This is a genomic window from Nocardia sp. Marseille-Q1738 (assembly GCF_965283145.1).
The window spans coordinates 288,320-307,537 of record NZ_CBDIMS010000005.1 but is presented as its reverse complement, the minus strand read 5'-3'; the positions used below and the strand labels follow the sequence as shown (position 1 = coordinate 307,537).

The following is a 19,218-nucleotide window of genomic DNA, read 5'->3' as shown; positions in this document are numbered from 1 at the left end:
GCACGGACGCCGCCGGATGCGGTTGGACCAAGGTTCACAGCGGGCACCCCGCCGTCACTGCTCGGCGTTCCAGAAGCCGATGAGAACGGCTCCCCACCAGCAAATTTGGGAGATCACTCCGGTAGCCGCCGCCCAGATCAGCACGCGCGGGGGCAGCGCGGCCGACCAGTGCTGGTCGAGTCGCTTGCTGAGCATCAAGGCCTGGAGTCCATTGAGCGTGAGAACGAGGACCAAGACCAGTTTGGTCCGGGTCAGTATCGATGCGAGGTTCGGCTCCAGAACGCAGCCGCTGGCGATCAGGCCCACCAGTCCGGCCCAGATCGGCGCGTGCAGCCGGTTGGCGCCGTGCAGCGCTTCCGTGAAGGTGCTGCGGCCGGCCAGCCAGCGCAGCGCCAGGTAGTCCGCCATCAGCACACCGCCGAAGCCGACCACCAGTGCCGCCAGGTGCACGAACAGCCCGGCGGTGTGCAGGACCGGATGGACGACCAGGTGGACGGAGATCCAGACGGCCGCCGCCAGCACCGACGCCGCGAGCACGCCGGCAGCGGCCACGATCCACCACGAATCGTGCAGGCTCAGCGGTTTCTCCGGCTCCGCCACCGGCCACCGCGTGCTACCGCGCGTCAGCCGGGCGCCGGTATGGTGCTCGCCCCATCGCACGGTGTCGGCCCGCGGACCCGGCAGCACCACGATAACGGGAGCGACCGCCGGGCCGGGAGTGTCGACGAGCGGGATTCCGGTCACGGATTCCTCCGAACGATATCGTGCGAACAAATGAGTTAGGACAGGCTAAACTACCCTCTCGGGTCGGGTAAAGGTCGTGCCGGATGAGGGACGGCACGACCTGAACACGATGGGAATGGGTATGTCATGTGGTGTTGGTTTGAGTGTCGGCACGGTGAACTCGGTGGCGGCCGTCGTATCCGAAGGAGTCGAGAAAGGGATACGGATATGCCGTACGCCGGTCGCTCCGCTCGGAGTCAACGGTGGTTTGCCGTTCATGGCCGCGATCCAGAATTCCGCTGCTGACGCCGGTGCGGAACCGGTTGCCCGTCACCCTATCCTGTCCGATGCCGAAATCGTCGCCGCGATGGCGAGATATTTGATCGACGCGGTGGATTCGGACGCCGATGCGATATTGGCCTGTCCGGCAATATATTCCGTCGAGGAATTGACCGCGTTGCGGGCGGCGCTCGATGCCGAAGGGTTGGCGCGAATCGCGTTGACATCCGAACCGGTTGCCGCTGCGACTTGGCTCCAAATGCAATGGGAGCCAGACAAATCCGTCGTGATACTGGTCTACGACCTCGGCGGCGGTGGTCTCGACATCACGTTGCTGCGGATCGATCCCGATGAGGGTGCCCGGATCGTCGGCCGCCCGGTGCGCTCGTCGGCGTTCGGCGGACGGGCGTTCAGCGCGCTGCTGGCCCACTACGCCCACGATCTCGCTGCCGGCACGACATCACCCGGCCTTCCCGGTGACCTACCGGATGCGGCGGTGGCGGGGCTACGAGCCGAATTCGTCCGATCATCGATGCCGCTGCTGCACGAATGCATCCGGTCCGCGGGGCGCACACTCGCGGATATCGATCGAGTCCTACTGGTGGGCGGCGCGGCCCGGCCCGCCGAGGTAGCCCGGGTGCTCGCGGACGAACTCGACTGTCCGGTCGTCACGGCGTCAGATCCCGCGCACTGCATCGCCACCGGTACGGCGGCGCTCGCCGCACGCGGCGTCGGCGGCGCCGAACTCTTGGTCCCGCCACCACGGACCGGTCATCCAGCGAAAGGCGTCGCGGCGCTGGCCGGAGCCGCTGCCGTCCTTGCTGCGGCGGGTGTAGTCGCGATGCATGGCGTGAATCCTGCCGAATCGAGCGGCCCGCAGGTCCAAGCGCTGGATGTGCGCGAGGTTGCCCCGCTCGGTCCCTTCGTTCCCGACAGTGCCGGGCAGGACGGTGAGCATGCGGACCGTCCTGGCTCGACCCGGCCGCATACCGCGCGCTGGCTTATCACCGATTACTTTGTCGGCTACCGTAATTCGGCGCTCCACGCCATGGTTGCCACATCCTCCGGACGTCCGGACGCGCCGCTCGTACCGTCGCATTCCATACCGACGCCGGGCGCGAACATCGTGGAATCGTCCACCTCCGACACGCCGCAGATGCCGGTCCGGCTGGACACCTCGGGATCCGGTGGATCGCGACCGGGAACGGGCGAAACCGCCGAATTGCCCGCCGAACTCCCCATACCGACGGTCGGGAGTCTTCGGCCCTCGGAGGCGCCGACCGTGTTCGACCTCGGAACTGTGAGCGCGGGTACACCGATCGCTTCCACGGCGAACGCGTCTGGTCGGTCGGGGGTGTCCGCGATGGGTGGATCCATGAGTACGGCGAGCGCTGCGAGTGGAGGGCCGGAGAGTCGCTCCGCCACGAGTACATCGAACCGGTCCGGCGGAAGTACAGGAGCCGCCGCAGGAACATCGAGCCGCACAGGAAGTGACTCCCACACCGGGGCATCGAGTCAGACCGGAGCCAGCACGGGAAGCGACTCCAACGCAAGCATCGGCGCGAGTGCATCGAGCCGCTCGGGCGGAAACGCAGGAAGCCATTCCGGAACGAACGCGTCGAGACAATCGGGCGGAAGTACGGGCAGCGATTCCGGCACGAACACGGGAAGCGACTCCGCGGGACGTTCCGGGTCCCGCGCCGGGTCTTAACGAGCACGAGCGACAGGCGTCCCTGGCCTAGACCTAGAGGGCTCGGCGCCAACTCCACTTCCCCGCGGGGCCGGCCGCCGCTACGGTCCGGGACATCCGCCGTGAAACTACTTACACACGCGCCGGAGTCGATACGATACGGATATCGACTGACTCGAGGGGAGGAGGGGTGTGGCCGTCTTCATCAGCTATCACAGCAGCAAGCGGCCCGTCGTCGAACATATCGCCACATACTTTGCCCGCCATGACATTTCGACGTGGTGGGCGCCGCGCGACGTACCACCGGGGTCGGACTGGGACGAGGCGATCTCGCGTGCGATCAAGAATTCCAAGGCACTGGTCCTGCTGTTCTGCGCCTCGGCGGATTCGAGCGTCCACGTCAAGCGGGAGGTCCATCTCGCGGACAAGGCGAAGATCCCGATCTACTGGGTCCGGCTGGAGCAGGTTCAGCCGGAACGGCTCGGCTATTACCTGTCACCGACACAGTGGGTGGACTGGCTGGACCGGCGCGATACCACTCTGGACTCGCTCGTCAAAGACCTGCGACGACCCGGCCTCAGCGGTCGCGCACTGGATACCGACGCGACGCCGCGCCCCGCCGAACCCGTACCGGTCTCCGGGTGGCCCGCAGGCGTCGCCGTCTTCGAGAACGAACGCGTCGCGGCGGAGGCGGCGGCGCACGTCTACTTCCGGATCGCTCGCGACGCCTCCGACCGGAGCGTGGTCCTTCCGACGGGACGCGCGGCGACGCAGGTCTTCCGTGGGATGCTGCGGATCGCACATCGCTACGCGCCCGCACCGTTCGGTGAGGCGCATATCCTCTCGGACACCGAGACTTTCGGTGTCCACCCTGGTCACCACACCTCCCGCACCAGGCATGTGGTCGAGACGTTGATCGAACCGTTGACCGAACGCGGGCTCGGCCCCACCTCCGATCAGTTGCATCTGCTGACCGGCCAGATCTCCGAGCGCGAGGATCCACTGCTGCGAACACAGCGCATTCTTCGCCTGTACCCACCGGCGGTGCATGGGATTTCGATATCACCGGCGGGTGAGGTGCTGGGATACGAGGTCGGCGCGTATACCGATCCGGACGAGATCGTCAGCGACGGCTGCCGGATCGTGGAACTGAGCGAACACGGCCGCCGGTACATCGATCCGCATCAGCCGTCACGCTCGGTGCTGACCATCGGGTTGGCCTCGGCGCTGGAATGTTCCGGCCTCATGGTGCTGGCCTTCGACAAGACCAAGGCCCGGATCATCCACCAGATGACGCACTTCCCCGAGACGGCCGGAGTACCGGCCACCCTGTTGCGCCGCAACCCCAGGGCGGTCGTCGTCACCACTCGCCCCATCGCCGAAGCGGCAGAACTCGACAACATCCACTTTCCGGAGTCAGCGGAGGCAGGCAGCGCATGGATCGTCAGCAGATTCGCCTGAAGGATATGCCGAAGGTGGCGGTCGTCGGCATGGCCACGATCGACTACCTCTACGTTCTGGACACCCACCCGGCCGAGGACAGCGAGAATCCGGTCCGCAGGCACACGGTCGTGATAGGCGGACCGGCCGGTCGAGGGTCCATCACCGCGGCACGACTGGGCGGAGGCGGCGTCGGCCTCTATGCGATGTGCGGCACCGGCATTCACGCGGAGGTGCTGCGACGCGAGTTGACGAGCGAACCGCTCGAGCTCGTCCTCTTCGAGCGCGCCGAGGAGAGCCAGCACTCCGCGGTGATCATCGCGGCCGATCGCGGAACCCGGACCACGATCTGGACGCCCCAACCGCGGGCCGACCTGGCGATGCTCGGCACCTTGGCGGAGGCGTTCACCGGGGCGGACGCCGCGCTGCTCGACTGCACCGACCCCGCACTGAGCAAGGCGGCCATCGAGTCGTGTCGAAAGCTGGGTGTTCCGATCGTGATCGACACCGGCGGGTACAAGGAGTCGAGCGAGGAATTCCTGCACGGCGTCGACTACATCGCCGCTCCGGAGAAGTTCTTCACCCGCAGGCACCCGGGCGAGCCGCTGGATAGCGCCATGGCGCGGGCCTTCGCCGACTTCGAGCCGAAAGTCCTCGTGGCGACGCAAGGCAAGCGGGGTGGGGTCTACCTCGACGCGACCGGTACGCACCGCTATCGAGCGTTCGAGGTCACGGTGGAAGACAGCTGCGGTGCGGGCGACACGTTCCACGGGGCGCTGGCCTGGGCGATCGCAGCGGGCGCACCGGTGGACGCGGCGCTGGACATCGCGTCCTGGGCGGCGGCTCAGAAGTGCGCGACGTTCGGGAACGCCGGTATTCCGGACCATGTGGCCTTGAAGCAATTCCTGGCTGTACAGCGCTGACCATCGTAGGCGGGCAGGGGCACGTTGCCGGAAACATCCATCGCGCGACAACCCGACGACACCGACCCGGTGTGGGTACGGTTCGTCGATCAACTGAACTGGTACAGCAAGAAGAGCGCGTCCATGCAACGCGCCTACAAGCGGGTGAAGCTCGGCCAGATCGTCGTCGGCGGGGCGGTGCCCGTCGTCGCGGCCCTGTCGGCGCCCGCGGTGATCACGGCCACGCTGTCGGCGATCGTCGTCGTGGCCGAGGGCGCCCAACAGCTGTTCCAATGGCATGCCAACTGGCTCACCTATCGCGCCACCACGGAGGCGCTGAAACAGGAGAAGGTCCGCTATCTCGCCGCACTCGTCCCCTACGACGGCGCCGACGCGCGGCAGGTGCTCGCCGAACGGCTGGACAGCGTTGTCGCACAGTCGAATGCGCAATGGGGCTCAGCGCATCAGCCGCGCGAACTCGGCTGACCTCGCCGTATCGCGGGCTGGGTCTTGTCTTGACCAGTGCACGGCTAGGTTCTGTGTCCTCGTAGCCATTGGTGAGAATGTGTCGACACAGCGTGACTGCTGGATTCGACAGACGTGTTTCGGCTTGCACCTGACGTAAGGTCAGGTTCTACCGTCGGCGACACCGGCGCAAGGTGCGTCGGTGGAAGTGGGATGAAACGGATGGACCAGCACGGAACCGAGCGCGTATGGAAGGTTGGTGAACTCGCGGGCGAGGCCGGGCTGACGGTGCGGACGCTGCATCACTACGACCGTATCGGGTTGGTACATCCTGCGGAGCGGACCAGCACCGGACACCGGCTCTACACCGCCGGCGATGTCGAGCGTCTGTACCAGGTGCTGGCCCTGCGTCAACTGGGCCTGGGACTGGACCAGATCACGGACCTGCTCGAGGGCACTGTGGCGATGACGCAGGTGCTGTCTGCTCATCGCGACTTTCTGGCCGCGCAACTGGCCGCGACCCAGGAACTTCATGCCTTGGTCGCGGCACTGGCCGCTACGGCGGAGAGCAGGCCGGACGCATCCGCGGATCGCTTCCTGGAATTGATCAGGAGGACCGTCATGGTCGACGACACCTTCAAGGAGTATTTCACCGGAGAGCAATTGACGCAGCTCGCGCGGCGTCGGGAGGAGCTCGGTGAACAGCACATCCGGCAAGCCGAAGCGGAATGGGGTGAGCTCATCCCAAAGGTCGACGCGGCGATCGCAGTGGGAATGGACCCGGCCTCACCCGAGGCGCAGCACTTGGCGGCGCAGTGGATGAAGCTATTGGAAGGGTTCCACGGTGGTGACACGGGCCTGCGCGACAGCCTGTACCAGATGCAGGCCGGCGAGGCCGACCGGATCGAGAGCGAGTTCTGCGGACCGTCACCCGCCCAGATCGAGTTCATCACGGCCGCGAACGCCGCACGCCGATAACGGGTTCGGCAGACGCTGGCGTACCGCTTGGAGACGCGGGAGCAACTGAGGATACGCGAGCGCCTGGTGCGCGGGAAGGATTCCCGCACACCGGGCGCCGTGCCGTGAATTCGGGCATGAGAATGCGTTCGGCAGGCACACCAATCCGACGAAATGCAGCCTGGACGCCGGATAATGCCCGCCTCGGTCAGTAGTTCGCGCAGGTGACCGCCACAGCCAACACGGCGTTGCGCAGGTGCGCCCAGCGCGGCGATTCGTCGAGCTCACGCGCCAGCTCGGGGTTCTGCTCGATCATCTGCCGCAGGGCGGCACGCCGCTGCTCCACCGGCTGATCGAATTTGCGCCGCAGATCGGCCTTGAACGTGGGATACGAATCGAGTGCTGCGGCCAGTTGGGGTGACTCGACGTGCAGTGCGGCATCGGCCTGGGCGAAGGTGCAGTTCGCGGTCAGCAGCGGCTCGGCGCGTTGCATCGGGTCGGCCGACGCGGTGGCCGTGCCGAGAACGAGGGCGATGATGGCGAATCCGGTCGAGAGGAGCGGAACGAAGGCCGACCGGCTCCGGAACAGCTTCATGGTTTTCATTAGAGTCCCGTCACGGCAACCCGTCAACGAATTCCCAGAACACACCGCGCGGTACGCGAATTTTTCTGGAAAGCTCGGCCGCACAGTCAAATTCGGCCAATTATGACGTAACGGTAAGCGCCGCACCGCCGACCATCTCGGTGACACCTGTCGTCGCTGCGAGGCGGTAGTCATGGAACGAATTTTCCTCAGTCACGCCGGACCGGACTCCGCTATTTCCGAGATGGTGTACAACCGGCTGTCCGCCGCGGGATACGAGGTGTTCTTCGATCGCTCCCCCGACCACGGCATGGTCTTCGGGGAGGACTGGGAGCAGCGGATCTACCGAGAAATGCATCGGGCCGACGCGATGCTGTGCGTAGTCACCTCCGCCTATCTCGAGTCGAAGTGGTGTGCGTACGAACTCGTCCTCGCCAAGGCCTCCGGCAGGCGGCTGCTTCCGCTGCGGTGCGAGGCCGGGGTGAAGGCCCCGAAATTGGACCGATACCACCGGATCGACTTCGACGGCGATGGGCGGTGGCTGCGGGCGATCGCCGTCGCGCTGGACCCGTCGACCGCGGCGGTCGATCTGCCGCCCTACCCCGGACTGCATGCCTTCCAGCGGGAGGCCGCGCCGATGTTCCGTGGCCGGTCGGAGGAGTCGTTGGAGGCCGCCGGACGATTGCGGTCGTTGGGCGATCGTCCCAGCGATCGGCTGCTGCTGGTCAGCGGGCAATCCGGTTGCGGGAAGTCTTCTTTCGTGCGCGCCGGGGTGGCGGCCGTGCTGGCCGCCGATCCGAGCTGGCTGGTGGCCGAGCCGTTCACTCCCGGAACCCACCCGATCGCAGCGGCGGTGACCGCGCTGGCCGACACGGCGCAGGAGGTCGGCGCGTCGCTGACCGAGGCCGAGATCGCGGCGTTGCTGAGCGGCGAGGACGGGCTCACCGCGGTGGCGCGGCGGTTGCTCGGTTCCAAGGAGCGGCTGCTGCTGATCATCGATCAGGGCGAGGAACTGCTGCGCGCGGACGAAGCCGAGCGAGATCGATTGGCCGCCTTGGTGCGAGCGGCGCTGAGTGGGCCGGTCAGCGTAGTGCTGGCCGCCCGCTCGGAGTTCCAGGACCAGTTGATCGCGCTGATCGAGGTGGAGCCCGGTGTGTTCCCGCTGCGGCCGCTGACTCGGGACATGCTGCGGGTCGTGATCACCGAACCGGCCAAGGCCGCGGGCCTGAAGCTGGAAGACGCGCTGGTGCGCAAACTGGTCGAGGACACCGGCAGCGGCGAAGCACTGCCGCTGCTCGCATTCACTTTGGAGCGCCTCGCCGACGGGCGCACTCCCGGCGACACCCTGACTCTGGAGTCCTATCTGGATCCTGAGATCGGCGGGGTGCAAAAGGCGCTGGTGCACTACGCCGACAACGCACTCGTCGAAGCACGCAACGTCAGCGGGCTGACCGAGGAGCAAGTCCTCGTCGGCTTGGTGCGACTGGTCCGTGCCGAGCTCTTGGAGGAGGAGCCGCGCGTGGTGCGTGCCAGAGTCGATCTGGACGCGATCGATCCGCAGCTGCGCCGCGCGCTCGACGTATTCGTCGAGGCCAAATTGCTGACCACCGCGGGAGACGGCGGCACGCGGTGGGCCGAGCTCGTGCACGAGGCGCTGTTCACCGCGTGGCCACCGCTGGCGGCGATGGTCACCACGTCGTTGCAGGCGCTGCACACCGCCAGGCGGGTAGAACTCGCCGCGCGGGAGTGGGTCAGCGGCCAGAAGCAGCCGCGATTGCTGTGGACCAGCGACCAGTTGACCGCGGCCGAGTTCGCCCTCGGCGATCCACGGGCGGTGGTGCTGTCCGTGGACGCCGGGCAATTCCTGACCGCGACCCAGGATCGGGTGAAGTCGGAAAAGCGCAGGCGCACTCGGCGTTTCATAATCGCATTCACAGTCCTGTCGGCCTTGACCCTGGCGAGCGTCGCCGCCGCCGCGGTGGCATTGAGCCAGTGGCGCGATGCCGAGCGGCAGCGCGTGGTCGCGGGTGGCCACAGCCTGCTGTCGCAGGCCGCGGCGACTCGCGACACCCAGGCGGGCACCGCACTGCGGCTCGGTATCGCCGCGATGGCCGTGCACCCGAGCCCCGAGGCCCGTGCGGGCTTGCTGACAACCCTGCTCGGCAACCACTACGCGGGCACGCTGGAGGGGCAGCGTATCCCGGTATCCGCCGTGGCATTAAGCCCGAGCGGACCGATCGCGGTCACCGGCGGAGGTGATGCGCCACTGGTGATCTGGGATGTCGCCGATCCGGCGCACCCGGCGCGACTGGCCATGCCGACCGAGATCGAGGGCGAGGTCTGGGCGATCGTCTTCAGCTCCGACGGCCGCATGATGGCGACCGCGGGCACCACCGGCCTGGTGACCTTGTGGGACATGACGACACCGGCGCGTCCGCGCGTGCTCGCCACGCTGGCCGGTGCGCTGAATTGGACCTCGTCGCTGGCATTGAGCACGGACAACCGCACACTGCTTGTGGCCAGCTGGGACAACGCGAGCGACCGGAACAAGGCCACGGTGTGGGACGTGACCGACCCGGCCCGTCCGAAGCTGCGTTCCACGCTGGTCGGCGGGCCCGGCCGCACCGGCCCGGTACGGGCGGTGGCACTGGGCAACGGCGGGCGCACCGCGATCACCGGCAGCGACGACGGCGCGGTCCGGCTGTGGGACATCGCCGACCCGGCCGCACCCCGGCCGCTGGCCACGATGACCGACCACGGCAATTCGATCTGGACGATGGCCACCGCCCGCGGCGGTGACCTGCTGATCACCGGGGGTGCAGACCGCACGGCGCTGCTCTGGGACATCACCGACCCGGCACACCCGACGCGCCTCAGCACCCTGACGGGGCACACCGGCACGGTGCGCGCGGCGGCCTTCAGCCCCGACGGGCAGACCGTGATCACCGGCAGCGAGGACCACACCGCCATCCTGTGGCGGGTCACCGATCCACAACGCCCTGCACTGCTGAAAACCCTTGGCGGCCATGCTGAACCGGTGTTCTCGGTCGCTTTCGACCGGGAAGGCCGCCGAGCGGCCACGGGCAGCGCGGACCACAGCTCCGTGCTGTGGAACGTGGTCGGTGACGCGGCGCCGATCAGATCGGCCGACCTGGCCGGGCACAGCAAGAGCATCTTCGGGAGCGCGTTCGACCCGACCGGTCAGATCCTCGCCACCGGTGGCGACGACAACACCACGATCCTCTGGGACGTGGCCGGGCGCAGGCGACTGGCGACGCTCACCGGGATGTTCCCCTACGCCTTCGGGCCGAAGGGGCGCACGCTCCTCACCGGCAGCCTGGACGGCATTGCCGCGCTCTGGGATGTCACCGATCCCACCCGGCCGAACCGGCTGTCGGTGCTGCCCGAACACCGCGGCACGATCACCGCCGCGTCCGTCAGCCCCACCGGCCGCTTGGTCGCGCTGGGCAACGAGGACGGCTCCATGGGCCTGTGGGATATCACCCAGCCTGCCCAACCGGTGCGGAGGGCTACCGTCGGAAACCACCGCTATCTGGTGTCGGCTGTGCCCTTCACTCCGGACGGGCGCGCCGTGGTCACCACGAGTGCGGACCAGACCGCCGTGGTCTGGGATATCACCGGCCCCACCCAGCCGCGTCCGATAGGCGAGATCCAGGACACGAACTCGTTCTATTTCGCGACCTTCAGCCCCGACGGCCGCATCCTGGCCATGGCGGAAGATGGCCGCAAGGCGACACTCTGGGATCTGACGGACCGCTCCCGCCCCCGACTCCTGGCGACCATGCACGGTCAGGCCAGCTCGGTCTACGCGATCAGCTACAGCCCGGACGGACGGATCATCGCCACCGGCGGCTACGACAAGACCGCGATTCTCTGGGACGTCAGCGACCCCACACGCCCCCGCCAGCTCACCACCCTCGCCGGAAACCCGGAGTCCGTGCGCACGATCGCGTTCAGCCCCGACCGCCACACCCTCGCCGTCAGCACCGGCGACACCCCGGTCCTGTGGGACATAGGCTCCATCACCGAAATCGTCGCCGACCCCGTCACCGTGGCTTGCCGAACAGCGGGCCGCGAACTCAGCACCGAAGAATGGGCCATCCTCGCGCCCGACCTGCCCTACCGCACCATCTGCCCGAGCCGGTGAGGGCACAACTTGTAACCCGCCTCAGCACCATGAGCGCGTGAAGTCGGCCGCTCCGCACCAGTGCACCAGGAGTCCGAGCCTCGCGAGGAAGGAAACCGGCGTGCGAGGCTCAGCGCGGTGCGCAGTCCGCGCCGAGGGAATGCGCCGACACCGGGTCAGTGTTTGAAGGCCTGCCTCAGTTTGTCCACGACTCGTTCGATGGGGCCGTCGGGACGCCTGCCGCCGATGTCCGTCCGGCGGCGGCTGTCTTCGTCGGGTTTGGCAAGCAGCGTCCGCAACCTCACCCGCCCTGACCGGGCCCGGCGCGCGATCTTGTTCTTGATCGTCATCGGAACGTTCCAATCTCCCGGTTGCGCAGTTCGGCCACGAACTCCTTCGCATCGGCCTACCAGCAAAATGCGCGAACCGGTCGCACCCAGCTTAGGGTCTAGATACGCCGTCTGTCTACAGCGTAGACTTACAACGGTAACAATGACAGCGTCCGACCGAGAGGAGGCGCTGATCCGATGAGCCGAATCAAGGCCGAACCCATCGTTTCCACCGACGTCTCAGCAGGTCGCGCCGACCGCGGGAACACCACGAACACCCCACTGACCCGGTCCGCGATGCTGGCGGCCGCGCTCGAGATCATCGATCGCGATAGTGTCGAGCACCTGTCGATGCGGCGCCTCGGCCAGGCGCTCGGCCGCGACCCGATGGTGCTGTACCGGCACGCGGCCAACAAAGCCGCACTCCTCGACGGTGTCGCCGAGATCGTGCTCGAGCAACTGACTGTCGACCCCACCGACCCCGACTGGCGCCGTCAACTGCGCATCGTCGCCCGCGACTTCCGCCGGCTGGCCGTAGCCCACCCGAACGTGGTTCCCCTGCTGGTCACTCACCCGCTGTCCACCCCGCTCGGACTGCGGCCACTCGGGATGCTGCGGCCGCTGGAACGGACCCTGGAGCTACTCACCCGAGCCGAATTCAGCAGGACCGACGCCCTGCACATCTACCGCGCGCTGTTCGGATTCCTCTATGGCCACGTCCTCGACGAACTCCAGGAAATCGTCGAACGCCCGGAAGAGACCACCGACCTGCTGCGTCTCGGCCTGCATCGCCTGCCGGTCGGCGAATTTCCCTTACTTCGCGGTCTCGCCTCGGATCTGGCCGCTTACGACGGCGGAGCCGAGCTCGAACGGGGCCTGGACATCCTGATCACCGGTCTCACCGAGACCTTGATCCCGGCCGCCGCGCGGCCGAAATGGGAGCGTCGACCATGACGCCGAAAGGATTGCCGCACAGCAATGTTGGGATTTCGAAGGCGGGGCCGTCGACGCAGACCGAGCGACACGTCATCGCCCGGGGTCGGGCAGCGTGGCGGTGAGACCGGTGAGCAGGATGTCGAGACCGCGTTCGAGTTCGGCTGCGCCGTCGTAGGCGGCCAGGACCGGTGCGAGTTCACGCAACAACGGGAACTGCCCTATCGGCAGGCGGTGCAGCCCGAGCCGCAGCACGTCGTCGGTCTCCTCGGGACGCTCCACGATCTCCTGCAACTCGTTCAGAACGTGCCCGTAAAGGAATCCGAACACCGCACGGTAGATGTGCAGCGCGTCGGCACCGGAAAACCCGGCGCGAGTGAGCAATTGGAGGATGTCTTCCAGCGGACGGACCACCGCAGAGGGGCGCAACCCCAACGGTGTGGCCAGCGGCCGGGTGACCAGCAGCGGCACCACCCGCGGATGAGCCAGAGCCAGCCGGCGGAAATCGCGGGCGACCACCCGCAACTGCGCCGCCCAGTCCGGGGCGGCGATATCGACCGACAGCTGTTGGAACACGATCTCGGCCACACCATCGAGCACAGCCGCCTTGTTCGGCACATGGCGGTAGATCACCATCGGGTCCCGGCCCACCGCCTCGGCCAGCCGCCGCATCGACAACCCGTCGACCCCATCGCGATCGATGATCTCGAGCGCCGCGGCCAGCACGGCCGCCCTGGTGACCGGACCGCTGCCCCGGCCGGTATTGGCGCGGTCCGGCCGCCGGTTCGGAACTTCGGCCATCTCGGATGCCTCCATCGTCCTCGGAATCTCCGATGAAGTTACGAGTGTAGACCTACAACGTTGACAACGTGAGGGAAACGGCGTGTACTGGACATACAGGGCGACTACCCGGTATGCACGTCGCCGATCCGGACCGAAATCAGGTATCGGCTCATGACCCTCCGCTGAGGCGTCTCATGATCGGATTTCGCATCGGCGACCTGCGGATCATGATGCCCGCAGTCATCGTCGCCGTCGGTTCGGTGCTCATGCTCGCGGGCACCAATGGCCACTTGGTCGCGGGCGACGCCACCCTGACCGCCGCCGCATGGTCATACGCGCGGCGCCGGCGGCTACCCACGCCATGGCGCGACCATTCGCGAACAGCGCCCCGAGAGGACTCGAAATGCGATTCCACCGCCGAAACGACAGCACCACCATGGCGCCCGAACAGATGCGCCCGCAGTACGCCCGGCATCGCGTTCCGCCCGACTTCACACCCCGCTTGAGGTTGAAGCCGAAAACCCAACGCGGCGGATACATCGACGGCGCGTGGTGGCCCCGATCCCGCGAACTCACCACCGAACTGCCAGATCTCCTCGCCGTCCTGACCGTACGACTCGGCCCCATCTGGCGAGTCGTCTACGACCCCGCGTGCTGGTCGGACACGCCCCGGCAGACGACCGTCAAAGGTCACACAGTCCGCCTCGACCCCTACCCCTTCGAACTGTGGAACACGTTGTACGTCTTCGGCCGCGACAGCGACCTGATCGTGCTCCGCGTGATCCCATCGTCGACCGCCTACGACACCGCGCACACGGCCCTGATGGCCGCCGTCACCCCCGAATCGGCAACTCGCACACCCCGATGAGCAGAGGAACAGACATGCCCCGAATCGTTCGACAACGCCCGATCACCAACCACCACGACATGAGCCGTAGTACCGGCCCGCCCGAACCCAACCGGCAACCCTTCGGAACACCGACCCGCACCCCACGCCTCCTGCTACGTGAACCCGGCACCCACTCCGAGCGCGTCGACGGCGCTTGGTGGCCATGGACGAACAACCTCACCGCCGAACTGCACGACCTGATCAGCGCCCTCACCCCACGCCTCGGCCCCACCGCTCGCGTCAGCTTCGACTGGAACGCGGTCAGTCTCGGCCAACGCCGCATCGACAACCAGGACGGCGTCGAAGTACACGGACCCGACGCCGGCCAACCACCCGGCACCATGCACCTGATCGGCACGAACGACACCCATGTGTGTCTCCTCGTCATCCCCGCCGGCACCCCACCCGATCAAGCGGAGGACCAGATGCGGCGTGCGGCAGGGAAGTCCTGAGTCGGCGACCCCGGCCATGCTGCCAACTCAGACGTGCGCCGGGGTGTGGAACCAGTGCGGGATCGTAGCCCGGGCATTGGCGCCGTGCAGCGCCTCGGCGAGCGCCTCTACGGCGAGCGTGCGAGCGACTTTGGTGGCGTGGCATTCACGCAGGCTGTCGAGCATCAGGAAGTCGTGCACCATGCCCAGCACCCGTACCGCGGTCACCTCGACCCCGGCTTCGCGCAGCTTGGCCGCGTATGCCTCGCCCTCGTCCCGCAGCACGTCGGCCTCGCCGGTGATCACGAGCGTGGTCGGTAGGCCGCGCAACCGGTCCGGGCTCGCCAGAAGCGGCGCGGCGTAGATCTCCTTACGCTCCTGCGGGTGGGTGGTGTACTGATCCCAGAACCATTGCATGCCTTCGCGAGTCAGGTAGTAGCCGTCGGCGAACTGCAGGTAGGAGGCGGTGTCGAAATCCGCGTTCGTCACCGGGTACAGCAGCACCTGCGCCGACAGGTTCACCACGCCGCGGTCCTTGGCCATCAACGCGAACACCGCCGACATGTTGCCGCCGACGGAGTCACCGCAGACCGCCATCCGCAAACCATCCAGGTCGTGTTCGGCGCCGTGTTCGACGACCCAGGTTCCGACGGCCCAGTTCTGTTCGATCGCGGTCGGATACTTGGCCTCCGGCGACCGGTCGAACACGGGGAACACCACCGCAGCCTGGGCGCCGTCGGCCAGTTCGCGGACCAGCCGGTCGTGCGTGTTCTCGTCACCGAAAACCCACCCGGCGCCGTGGATGTAAAGGATCACCGGCAGGCGGCCACGCAGGCCCTTGGGCCGGACGATGCGGGTGCGCACCGATCCCGTCGGACCACCCGGAACCGACACCCACTCCGCATCGATCGGAGGTTTGTGGACACCTTCTCCGGACTGTAGATCGGCGAGAATGTCACGTCCCTGCGAGGGCGGAACCTCGTAGATACGCGGGTGCGCCGAGGTAGCCTCGGCAAGTCGCCGGGCCTCCGGCTCCAGGACCGGTTCGGGAGGGTTCGGAAGCTGAGGCATATAGGGCTCCTTTTCGGTGTCACGGCTGATCTGCCGAGAAGCAACTCCGCGCATTTGCCAGGTACTTGCCAGTAGCTTGCGCCACTATAACCACCCCCGGGATCACCGGCGCCAAAGCCTTGTTCCGGTTACGATACGCAGCCACCACAATCAGCCGAGGCGAATTAGCCAAATATTAACTATGTGCGTCCCCTCCGTGGCTGGACCGGCGAGCGCCGCACAAGCACGATCGCGCTCCAGCGACAACGTCCCGGCCGGCAAACGCCGAAGACCCCGCTCGGCCGGGTCGCCGAACCGGGTCGCCGAACGGGGTCGGGTGTCCCCAACGAACGAGACGTTGGGTTCTTCGGTCAGCGCAACTCGCGGATCAGCACATCGAAATGTGGGGCGTCGGGCCAGGATGGGCGCCGCCATCCGACCTTCTTCCAGCCCCATCGCCGATAGCGCTCGTAGGCGCGGTCGTTGTCCGCTTCGACGAGGAGTGTCGCACGCTGCTCGGTTCTGGAGCTGAGCAATTCGTCATGCAGAGCGTGTGCGATGCCCTGGCCGGCATACTCGGCGCACACCATGATCTCGCTGAGCCCGAACGTGCGTGTGCCGCCCTCGGCAGTGAACTCCTCGAGGTCGCCGCTGTCGAGATGCAATCCGGTCCACCATCGCGCGTTCGGGGGTAGCGGCCAGCCCCAGATCTGGCCTGCGGGCTTACCGTTAACTCGCGCAAGCACATACGCGAATCCGCTGTTACGGGGCTCGGTGTAGGAATCGAACCGGCGCATGAATTCCGAGGGCGAGTCGAACGGGTCTCCGGAGGCGATGGCATCGACATATGAACGGCGGTAGATATCCTCGACCATTTGGCGTCGAGAACGTGCTTCGGCAGCAGTGCAGTGCTCGAATTCCAGGCCGTCCGGCAAACCGGTCATGCGGTTATCGCTTTCTGAGCCAGGGAGTCGTACAGGTCGCGGAAATCCACACCGGCGGGCAGTTGATCGACCGCTGTCCGAACCGGCTCGAGGCGACGCAGTATGCGTGTCGACGCCATGGCGGACAGGTCCACCAACGCCGGGAACCCATGCTCGAGTGCGCCACTGATGTCGCCGAGGCGAGCCCTGGTTGCAGCCGACCATGCGCGCACGATCGTGGCGTTACGCACTCCTGCGGGTCGGTCCACGGCAGTCGCATACAACTCGACAGATCGACGCAAGTCACCCAGGTCAGCGTAGCCGCGGGCCTCGTGGTCGGCGATTTCCGAATATGTCACGAATCGCAGCCATTGCGGAACTTCCTCCAGCGGCTCGAATTGCATGGCTTGGTCCAACTCACGCCATGCTGTCGCAATGGCCCGGCCGAATGCCGCTCGGTCACCGAGCAAACCGTACGCCTGCGCCTCACGAACGGCGATCAACGCATGGATTCGACCTGGTGGCCGACCACGCATCAGGTCGCGGGCCCGATTGGACAGTTGCAGCGCCTTATAGGGGCTTCCGCCGAGGTCGGCACGTGTAAGAGAGCAGGATTGAAGCGCCGCATACAAGCAAGTGTGTGCGATCAGGTCACTGTCGTTGGCCTCGGTGGCGAGCGCCATGGCGTCAGCGAAGCATCGGCGCGCGAGCGGGTGCCGATCCGCGTCGTAGGCGAGCCACCCAGCGAGCACCGCAAGTTCTCCGGTCGCCCTGGTGAATGCGTTCCCAGTAGCCGGGTCGAATGCACCGGTTTCGAGCCAGTCTATGGCGTGCGCCAGCTTTTCGACGGCAACATCAACCAATTGGGCTCCGCCTGTGCGCTGATCCTCCTGATCGAGTGCGTCGACACCAGCCAAGAGCCGTTGGACGTCGCTCTTGCCGATCCGGCCGCGGCCTTCAGGGAGAAAGATCGCAACCGCTCCGGCCGTGGCCAGCTTGCCGAACTCACGCCGTTTCACGTCGTCCTCGACTTCCCACGCAACAGTCCCAAGATCTCCTATCCGCGGCGACTCGTCTGCACCCGAGATCACAGTGCCGCTGCGTACAGAATGCCTGTCCTGGAGTGCGGGTGCATTCGCGAGTGCCGACCGGAACCGTTCGAGCTGACTGGCGTCGAGCCGCCGAAGTTGCTCGTCGAGCGCCGCTGCCGACTTGCGTACGACCGGGCGATCGGCCCTTGTCTTCCGTTCCCATTTCTGGATCGTCTCGACGTTGAACCCGAGCGTCTCGGCAAACTCCTCCTGCGTAATCCGTAGAGCGGCAACGCGCAAAGCTCGAACCTCGGTTCGCGTCCATTTGTCGATAACGAACATTGGCCACCCCTTGCCCGCGCCTGCGACGGTCCGTACGGGAAGAGTACAGCCTCCGTACGCATTCGGTGCCTGGGAATACATACCGAGCATGACCAGGCTGGAGGTAGCCCCGCCGCCGGGTTGATGCGGTGCCCCTCATCGGCTCCCCGGCGGCGGGTGCACACCAGTGCATCGAGCAGGGAGTCGTTTGTGGATTCATCGAAACAGCCTGGGCACACACCATTGTCGGTGTGTCACTTCTACCGGACGGTGTGTGACCTGCCCGCCGAGGTCGATCCGCCGCATCTGGGTCGAATCACGCTGCGCGTGGGTCGGGTGTGCGGGTTGATGATGCCCGCGTTCATCGGCGCGGACGTCAAAGCATGGATGCACCGTCGTGGCCAGCAGGCCGGGCCGGTACTGACGCATCCGCGCTCGCGGCACTGGACATTCTTGACCGGGCCGGACCTGCCGGACGACATTCGGTTGTTCGCGGAAATGTCGCGGCTGAACGTCTCGATTCTCCGCGCCGGAGACATCGCTCTGCCCGGCCCCGGACAGCGCCCCGGCCTGTTCCGGGCATGGGTACAACCACCCCGCGACGCTTACCGGCCGCCGGGGCGGGTTGTGGTCGAGGCGATCCGGGGATGCGTCGCTCAGCGGGCGCGGCAGCGGCGGGTGGTGAGGGCGTATGCCTGAAACCACCACGGCCCCCGTGCCGTACGGGTGCGGCCCGGCATGTGCACCGTGGATCACCGTCGAGCAATGCGGCCTGTTCACCTTCAACCACGACACCGGAGAGGTGTTGTCGGTGAAGTGCCCCTCCATGAACTGTTTCGGGCAGATGGTCAAGGTCGTCAACGGCCGCATGGCCGACCACGACTCCCCGATGGACATCGCACTCGGAGGCCAGAAATGCCCGTGGATCGGTATCCGCATCGTGTTCGACCGCACCCGATACGCCGAACTCACTCCCCAGCCTGCCCACCACCGGCGCAGCCGCCGCAGGCCGGTCGGTGACCGCTGACCAGGACGCCGAGCGCGCCTCCGCCGAGCTGGACGTCCTCACCGACGTGATCGGCACCCTGGTAGCCGCCACCGCGGATGCCGCGCGGGACGGGATGAGCGACACCACCCGCGTTCGTGTGATGGCGATGGTGATCTATGAACTGATCAGCAGCGCCCGCACCGCCGCCGCACCCCACACCGGCCGCCTGTACGCGGCACCGCTGCTCGACCCGATCATCGAGAACATCCCCGACACCGACGACATCACCTTTCTGGACCTGTTGATCCCCGCGATCGTCGGCCAGCACATCCACCGCACCTGAACCACCTAGAC

General features: G+C 66.8%; 21 protein-coding genes and 1 pseudogene. 12 read left to right on the top strand and 10 right to left on the bottom strand.

The genetic code is table 11. The annotated features are described in order from the left end of the window. Positions 1-54: 54 nt before the first annotated feature. Positions 55-744: a hypothetical protein gene (locus tag ACWPXK_RS20815; protein WP_454197819.1), complete on the bottom strand. Its 690-nt coding sequence runs from the start codon at positions 742-744 to the stop codon at positions 55-57. Between the two features lie 109 nt (positions 745-853). On the opposite strand from ACWPXK_RS20815, the pseudogene ACWPXK_RS20810 reads away from it, so the two are divergent. Beyond that, positions 854-1,669: pseudogene (locus ACWPXK_RS20810) on the top strand (Hsp70 family protein); the annotation flags it as partial. A 9-nt stretch (positions 1,670-1,678) separates the two neighbouring features. On the opposite strand, the gene ACWPXK_RS20805 reads toward ACWPXK_RS20810, so the two are convergent. From ACWPXK_RS20805 to ACWPXK_RS20795, 3 genes are all read right to left on the bottom strand, one after another. Continuing rightward, positions 1,679-1,960 carry a hypothetical protein gene (locus ACWPXK_RS20805; RefSeq protein WP_454197999.1) on the bottom strand — a complete coding sequence of 94 codons (282 nt, stop codon included), beginning with the start codon at positions 1,958-1,960 and terminating at the stop codon, positions 1,679-1,681. 65 nt (positions 1,961-2,025) lie between these two features. Next, positions 2,026-2,427, bottom strand: coding sequence for a hypothetical protein (locus ACWPXK_RS20800; protein ID WP_454197998.1), 402 nt, complete (start codon positions 2,425-2,427; stop codon positions 2,026-2,028). 90 nt (positions 2,428-2,517) lie between these two features. Beyond that, positions 2,518-2,667, bottom strand: a complete 150-nt coding sequence (locus ACWPXK_RS20795) for a hypothetical protein (RefSeq protein ID WP_454197997.1) — start codon at positions 2,665-2,667, stop codon at positions 2,518-2,520. 217 nt (positions 2,668-2,884) lie between these two features. Between ACWPXK_RS20795 and ACWPXK_RS20790 the strand changes: the two genes are divergently transcribed. The 4 genes from ACWPXK_RS20790 (at position 2,885) to ACWPXK_RS20775 (ending at position 6,477) form a co-directional block, all read left to right on the top strand. Beyond that, positions 2,885-4,153: a TIR domain-containing protein gene (locus ACWPXK_RS20790; protein WP_454197818.1), complete on the top strand. Its 1,269-nt coding sequence runs from the start codon at positions 2,885-2,887 to the stop codon at positions 4,151-4,153. Further along, a complete protein-coding gene (locus tag ACWPXK_RS20785) occupies positions 4,129-5,055 on the top strand; it encodes a PfkB family carbohydrate kinase (protein ID WP_454197817.1) in 927 nt (308 codons plus the stop codon). The genes ACWPXK_RS20790 and ACWPXK_RS20785 overlap by 25 nt, the downstream gene beginning before the upstream one ends. Positions 5,056-5,079: 24 nt before the next feature. Then, complete coding sequence (locus tag ACWPXK_RS20780) at positions 5,080-5,520, top strand: DUF4231 domain-containing protein (RefSeq protein ID WP_454197816.1); 441 nt, start codon at positions 5,080-5,082, stop codon at positions 5,518-5,520. Positions 5,521-5,721: 201 nt separating this feature from the next. After that, positions 5,722-6,477 (top strand): MerR family transcriptional regulator, encoded by a 756-nt coding sequence (locus tag ACWPXK_RS20775; RefSeq protein WP_454197815.1) that lies wholly within the window; start codon positions 5,722-5,724, stop codon positions 6,475-6,477. Between the two features lie 187 nt (positions 6,478-6,664). Here ACWPXK_RS20775 and ACWPXK_RS20770 read toward each other — a convergent pair whose 3' ends face one another. Further along, positions 6,665-7,051 (bottom strand): hemophore-related protein, encoded by a 387-nt coding sequence (locus tag ACWPXK_RS20770; RefSeq protein ID WP_454197814.1) that lies wholly within the window; start codon positions 7,049-7,051, stop codon positions 6,665-6,667. Between the two features lie 181 nt (positions 7,052-7,232). Between ACWPXK_RS20770 and ACWPXK_RS20765 the strand changes: the two genes are divergently transcribed. Continuing rightward, positions 7,233-11,207 carry an nSTAND1 domain-containing NTPase gene (locus ACWPXK_RS20765; protein ID WP_454197813.1) on the top strand — a complete coding sequence of 1,325 codons (3,975 nt, stop codon included), beginning with the start codon at positions 7,233-7,235 and terminating at the stop codon, positions 11,205-11,207. A gap of 155 nt (positions 11,208-11,362) precedes the next feature. Here ACWPXK_RS20765 and ACWPXK_RS20760 read toward each other — a convergent pair whose 3' ends face one another. Beyond that, positions 11,363-11,536 carry a hypothetical protein gene (locus tag ACWPXK_RS20760; protein WP_454197812.1) on the bottom strand — a complete coding sequence of 58 codons (174 nt, stop codon included), beginning with the start codon at positions 11,534-11,536 and terminating at the stop codon, positions 11,363-11,365. A 276-nt stretch (positions 11,537-11,812) separates the two neighbouring features. On the opposite strand from ACWPXK_RS20760, the gene ACWPXK_RS20755 reads away from it, so the two are divergent. Further along, a complete protein-coding gene (locus ACWPXK_RS20755; protein WP_454197990.1) occupies positions 11,813-12,469 on the top strand; it encodes a TetR/AcrR family transcriptional regulator C-terminal domain-containing protein in 657 nt (218 codons plus the stop codon). Between the two features lie 72 nt (positions 12,470-12,541). Here the strand turns inward: ACWPXK_RS20755 and ACWPXK_RS20750 are convergent, their stop codons facing one another. Next, positions 12,542-13,249 (bottom strand): TetR/AcrR family transcriptional regulator C-terminal domain-containing protein, encoded by a 708-nt coding sequence (locus ACWPXK_RS20750; protein ID WP_454197811.1) that lies wholly within the window; start codon positions 13,247-13,249, stop codon positions 12,542-12,544. Between the two features lie 385 nt (positions 13,250-13,634). On the opposite strand from ACWPXK_RS20750, the gene ACWPXK_RS20745 reads away from it, so the two are divergent. Beyond that, complete coding sequence (locus tag ACWPXK_RS20745; protein WP_454197810.1) at positions 13,635-14,099, top strand: DUF5994 family protein; 465 nt, start codon at positions 13,635-13,637, stop codon at positions 14,097-14,099. Positions 14,100-14,158: 59 nt separating this feature from the next. Next, the gene (locus ACWPXK_RS20740) at positions 14,159-14,572 is read left to right on the top strand and encodes a DUF5994 family protein (protein WP_454197989.1); all 414 of its coding nucleotides are present in this window, start codon (positions 14,159-14,161) and stop codon (positions 14,570-14,572) included. Positions 14,573-14,599: 27 nt separating this feature from the next. On the opposite strand, the gene ACWPXK_RS20735 is transcribed toward ACWPXK_RS20740, so the two are convergent. The 3 genes from ACWPXK_RS20735 to ACWPXK_RS20725 all read right to left on the bottom strand — a co-directional run bounded on the left by ACWPXK_RS20735 (position 14,600) and on the right by ACWPXK_RS20725 (position 17,897). Continuing rightward, a complete protein-coding gene (locus ACWPXK_RS20735; protein ID WP_454197809.1) occupies positions 14,600-15,622 on the bottom strand; it encodes an alpha/beta hydrolase in 1,023 nt (340 codons plus the stop codon). A gap of 350 nt (positions 15,623-15,972) precedes the next feature. Beyond that, a complete protein-coding gene (locus ACWPXK_RS20730) occupies positions 15,973-16,545 on the bottom strand; it encodes a GNAT family N-acetyltransferase (RefSeq protein ID WP_454197808.1) in 573 nt (190 codons plus the stop codon). Further along, the gene (locus ACWPXK_RS20725; RefSeq protein WP_454197807.1) at positions 16,542-17,897 is read right to left on the bottom strand and encodes a helix-turn-helix domain-containing protein; all 1,356 of its coding nucleotides are present in this window, start codon (positions 17,895-17,897) and stop codon (positions 16,542-16,544) included. Before ACWPXK_RS20725 ends, ACWPXK_RS20730 begins: the two co-directional genes overlap by 4 nt. 189 nt (positions 17,898-18,086) lie before the next feature. On the opposite strand from ACWPXK_RS20725, the gene ACWPXK_RS20720 reads away from it, so the two are divergent. The 3 genes from ACWPXK_RS20720 to ACWPXK_RS20710 are packed head-to-tail and all read left to right on the top strand — an operon-like array spanning position 18,087 to position 19,207. After that, on the top strand, positions 18,087-18,575 hold the full coding sequence (locus ACWPXK_RS20720; protein WP_454197806.1) for a DNA-directed RNA polymerase subunit beta: 489 nt from the start codon (positions 18,087-18,089) through the stop codon (positions 18,573-18,575). Then, entirely contained in the window at positions 18,568-18,903 is a 336-nt protein-coding gene (locus tag ACWPXK_RS20715) for a hypothetical protein (protein WP_454197805.1), read from the top strand. Before ACWPXK_RS20720 ends, ACWPXK_RS20715 begins: the two co-directional genes overlap by 8 nt. Continuing rightward, a complete protein-coding gene (locus ACWPXK_RS20710) occupies positions 18,893-19,207 on the top strand; it encodes a hypothetical protein (RefSeq protein ID WP_454197804.1) in 315 nt (104 codons plus the stop codon). Before ACWPXK_RS20715 ends, ACWPXK_RS20710 begins: the two co-directional genes overlap by 11 nt. Positions 19,208-19,218: the final 11 nt, after the last annotated feature.

What these genes read in the sequence shown, in the direction of transcription:
- ACWPXK_RS20750 (WP_454197811.1), bottom strand. Translation starts at nt 13,249, where the DNA reads ATGGCCGAAGTTCCGAACCGGCGGCCGGACCGCGCCAATACCGGCCGG.
- ACWPXK_RS20765 (WP_454197813.1), top strand. Translation starts at nt 7,233, where the DNA reads ATGGAACGAATTTTCCTCAGTCACGCCGGACCGGACTCCGCTATTTCC.
- ACWPXK_RS20770 (WP_454197814.1), bottom strand. Translation starts at nt 7,051, where the DNA reads ATGAAGCTGTTCCGGAGCCGGTCGGCCTTCGTTCCGCTCCTCTCGACC.
- ACWPXK_RS20715 (WP_454197805.1), top strand. Translation starts at nt 18,568, where the DNA reads ATGCCTGAAACCACCACGGCCCCCGTGCCGTACGGGTGCGGCCCGGCA.
- ACWPXK_RS20755 (WP_454197990.1), top strand. Translation starts at nt 11,813, where the DNA reads ATGCTGGCGGCCGCGCTCGAGATCATCGATCGCGATAGTGTCGAGCAC.
- ACWPXK_RS20785 (WP_454197817.1), top strand. Translation starts at nt 4,129, where the DNA reads ATGGATCGTCAGCAGATTCGCCTGAAGGATATGCCGAAGGTGGCGGTC.
- ACWPXK_RS20730 (WP_454197808.1), bottom strand. Translation starts at nt 16,545, where the DNA reads ATGACCGGTTTGCCGGACGGCCTGGAATTCGAGCACTGCACTGCTGCC.
- ACWPXK_RS20760 (WP_454197812.1), bottom strand. Translation starts at nt 11,536, where the DNA reads ATGACGATCAAGAACAAGATCGCGCGCCGGGCCCGGTCAGGGCGGGTG.
- ACWPXK_RS20740 (WP_454197989.1), top strand. Translation starts at nt 14,159, where the DNA reads ATGAGCCGTAGTACCGGCCCGCCCGAACCCAACCGGCAACCCTTCGGA.
- ACWPXK_RS20745 (WP_454197810.1), top strand. Translation starts at nt 13,635, where the DNA reads ATGCGATTCCACCGCCGAAACGACAGCACCACCATGGCGCCCGAACAG.
- ACWPXK_RS20725 (WP_454197807.1), bottom strand. Translation starts at nt 17,897, where the DNA reads ATGTTCGTTATCGACAAATGGACGCGAACCGAGGTTCGAGCTTTGCGC.
- ACWPXK_RS20735 (WP_454197809.1), bottom strand. Translation starts at nt 15,622, where the DNA reads ATGCCTCAGCTTCCGAACCCTCCCGAACCGGTCCTGGAGCCGGAGGCC.
- ACWPXK_RS20805 (WP_454197999.1), bottom strand. Translation starts at nt 1,960, where the DNA reads ATGCTCACCGTCCTGCCCGGCACTGTCGGGAACGAAGGGACCGAGCGG.
- ACWPXK_RS20775 (WP_454197815.1), top strand. Translation starts at nt 5,722, where the DNA reads ATGGACCAGCACGGAACCGAGCGCGTATGGAAGGTTGGTGAACTCGCG.